The 2,546-nt window shown below is 36.1% G+C and carries 5 protein-coding genes; 3 read left to right on the top strand and 2 right to left on the bottom strand.

Annotation, left to right across the window (positions count from 1 at the left end; genetic code table 11):
* The first annotated feature begins 61 nt into the window (after nucleotides 1–61).
* Together PEPTYR26121_RS08480 and PEPTYR26121_RS08475 are read left to right on the top strand one after the other, a co-directional pair.
* Entirely contained in the window at nucleotides 62–658 is a 597-nt protein-coding gene (locus PEPTYR26121_RS08480) for a major tail protein (protein WP_180500984.1), read from the top strand.
* A gap of 2 nt (nucleotides 659–660) precedes the next feature.
* A complete protein-coding gene (locus PEPTYR26121_RS08475; RefSeq protein ID WP_019117844.1) occupies nucleotides 661–1,017 on the top strand; it encodes a hypothetical protein in 357 nt (118 codons plus the stop codon).
* Between the two features lie 178 nt (nucleotides 1,018–1,195).
* Here PEPTYR26121_RS08475 and PEPTYR26121_RS08470 read toward each other — a convergent pair whose 3' ends face one another.
* Entirely contained in the window at nucleotides 1,196–1,525 is a 330-nt protein-coding gene (locus PEPTYR26121_RS08470) for a type II toxin-antitoxin system RelE family toxin (protein WP_049690779.1), read from the bottom strand.
* Nucleotides 1,522–1,845, bottom strand: a complete 324-nt coding sequence (locus tag PEPTYR26121_RS08465) for a type II toxin-antitoxin system Phd/YefM family antitoxin (RefSeq protein ID WP_180500982.1) — start codon at nucleotides 1,843–1,845, stop codon at nucleotides 1,522–1,524. The genes PEPTYR26121_RS08470 and PEPTYR26121_RS08465 overlap by 4 nt, the downstream gene beginning before the upstream one ends.
* A gap of 89 nt (nucleotides 1,846–1,934) precedes the next feature.
* On the opposite strand from PEPTYR26121_RS08465, the gene PEPTYR26121_RS08460 reads away from it, so the two are divergent.
* The coding region (locus PEPTYR26121_RS08460) for a phage tail tape measure protein (protein ID WP_180500980.1) at nucleotides 1,935–2,546 on the top strand (612 nt) is incomplete at its 3' end.

The raw sequence follows: 2,546 nt of genomic DNA, 5'->3' as shown, positions 1-2,546 counted from the left end.
ATAAGGAGCGAAGAGAATTGTGATGGAGCTGACTCACTACAATTTATGGGAGGTAACAATTATGGCAAATAAGGTAAAGTTTAATATTTGCAATGTACACTACGCTCTCTTCGATAAAGCTGAAGAGGGCGTTATTAAATATAAAACACCAGTGCCAATGCCTGGTGCTGTTTCAATTTCATTGGATCCTAATGGAGAGCCTGAAAGCTTTTATGCAGATGGAATTGAATACTACACTATTTCAAACAATATGGGATATGATGGAGATTTAGAAATCGCTCTTATTCCAGAATCTTTTAGGACTGATGTTTTGATGGAAAAATCAGATTCAAATAAAGTTCTTATTGAATCTTCAAATTCTGAAACCGCAAACTTTGCACTGTTATTTGAGTTTGATGGAGACCAAAAGAAAATCCGTCACGTCATGTATAACTGTTCAGCAGCAAGACCTACTCTCGAAGGAGAAACCAACGAGGAATCAAGAGAAGTTCAACCAGAAACCTTATCTATCCAAGCAAGACCACTTCCAAATGGAAATGTAAAGGCTAGAACAGGCGAAGAGACTATGAAGGAAACTTATGATGGTTGGTACAAGTCAGTCTATATGCCAACAGAAACTACAGTAACACCTTCAAGAGCAAGTGTTGGAGGTAAATAAATATGGCACTAACCAAGAAAATTCAAATCGATGGGAAAGAAGTTGTTTTCCGTGCATCAGCAGCTATTCCAAGAATTTATAGATTAAAGTTTGGTCGAGACATCTTTAAAGATTTGATGGAACTAGAAAAATCTATGAAGAAAAACGATGAAGATAAATCTAATCTTGACATAGGTTCACTTGAGTTATTTGAAAACATAGCCTATGTTATGGCAAAGCATGGAGATAAATCTGTTCCTGATAGTCCAGAAGAATGGTTGGATAATTTCTCAACCTTTTCAATTTATCAAATTCTACCTCAGCTAATTGAGTTGTGGGGACTTAATATAAAATCGGAAGAAGTTCCTAAAAAAAAGTAAGACCAACAGAAAGACCAATGACTACACCCTTGTTTCTATTAAGGGCAGTAGAGCTTGGTCTTTCTGTTTCTGATTTATCCCTACTAACAATTGGACTTGTAAATGATATGTTCACAGAGAAGAATAATGACGACTATAAATATAAAGAAGTAGCTACGCAAGAAGATTATGATAAGTTTTAATCTTCAAGCTTAGCTACTCTTTTTTCAGCATCTTTATAGACTTTGGATTCCGCTCTTGCACCGATAATAATGACAAGAACTTCATCATCTGATTTTTCCAATTTATAAACGATCCTAAGACCTGAACTCTTAAGTTTAATTTTCATAAGACCAGCAAGCTTAGAATCAGATAGGTTAGAAAGAGGCTTGCCATAGCCACCTTCGGTATTAGGAAGAGGATTTATTAAGATCCTCTTAAGTGCTTTATCGACAATTTTTCTTTGAGATCCATCTAAGGCTTTATAGTCTTGGATGGCTTCTTTTATAAAGGATAGTTTATAGTTCATTCGATTTCGTCCTCATCAAGAGGAGAGACTTCATTTAAATCGATATGAAAGGCTTCCTCAAATTCATCTTGAGAAATTAAATCGGATTTATCCATTGATGACATCCTTGTATTGGCAATCATAAGATCTCTTGCATCTTCGAGCTCATCAATGAGTTTCGTATATTCATCAGGAGAAACAAGAATGCACTCAGGAGTGTTATTTTTTAATACGACCTTAGAACCGTTCACTTTGACATCATCGAAAATACGTCCAGCTAGGCCTCGATTAAATTCAGAAATGGATACAGTCTTGTTGGATAATTCTTTTACAAAATTCATACTTATCACCTCAAGATAAGTATAGCAGAAATCGATAAAAACATCAATAAAAATACTGATAAATATATCTCTAAAGAGGAGGTGAGATATTGGCAAATAGAATAAAAGGGATAACTGTTGAGATTGGTGGGGATACTACCAAATTACAGACTGCACTAAAACAAGTAAATACGGAGATTAAGCATACTCAATCAGAACTTCGTGATGTTAACAAACTTCTTAAACTTGATCCTGGCAACACTGAACTTATCTCACAAAAGCATAAGCTATTAGGACAGACCTTAGAAGAAACAAAGAATAAATTAACCTCTTTAAAAGAGGCACAAAAACAAGCTGAACAGGCTCTTGCAGAAGGAAAGATTTCCCAAGAGCAATATGATGCCCTTAAACGTGAAATTATTGAAACAGAACAAGCCCTTAAATCTCTAGAAAGACAAGGGGCAACCACTAATCAAACCCTTCAAAACATAGCTATTACTGGAGAAAAATGGCAAAACACAGGGCAAAATATAGAAAACGTAGGAAGAAAAATGATGCCAGTATCTCTTGCAGTAGCAGGTCTTGGGGTAGCGGCAGTAAAGACTGCATCAGATTTTGACTCTGGTATGTCAAAGGTAAAAGCAGTATCTGGTGCAACAGGCTCCGACTTTGATGCCCTAAGGGAAAAGGCTCGTGAAATGGGGGCCAAGACCAAGTTCTCA

Origin of the sequence: Aedoeadaptatus nemausensis (assembly GCF_903819165.1) — a bacterium.
GTDB lineage: Bacteria > Bacillota > Clostridia > Tissierellales > Peptoniphilaceae > Aedoeadaptatus > Aedoeadaptatus nemausensis.
This window is presented reverse-complemented; position numbering and strand designations above follow the sequence as displayed.